This is a genomic window from Pseudoalteromonas sp. SIMBA_162 (genome assembly GCF_046535955.1).
Lineage (GTDB): Bacteria > Pseudomonadota > Gammaproteobacteria > Enterobacterales > Alteromonadaceae > Pseudoalteromonas > Pseudoalteromonas marina.
Genome location: NZ_JAWJBQ010000214.1, coordinates 1 through 300 on the forward strand (window position 1 = coordinate 1; position 300 = coordinate 300).

The window sequence follows — 300 nt, forward strand, 5'->3', positions numbered from 1 at the left end:
AGGTTATTAAAAATGATGAGGTATCTTTAACGTATATCATGTCGAAAAGTGAACATAAAAAGGTACGTTCAGAAATGGAAGAGGATATAAATCAGGACATCGAGGAATTAAAAAGTGGTGAAGATTTCCCGTCAATTAAAGATGTGAAGAAAAATAATTCGTATTCAGAATTCACTATAGTGGTGAACAGAGAAAAATTTGAAAATAGTTTTGATGGAATGGCTTCTATAGGCTTGGGGTTATCAGCCATGTTTTATCAGGTATTTAGCGGAGTTGATGATGAAAAAGCAAAAGTGACAG

At 33.3% G+C, this 300-nt stretch carries 1 pseudogene; it reads left to right on the forward strand.

Going from position 1 to position 300, the window contains the following annotated elements:
• Positions 1–74: 74 nt before the first annotated feature.
• A pseudogene (locus R0J88_RS19425) lies at positions 75–300 on the forward strand (hypothetical protein); the annotation flags it as partial.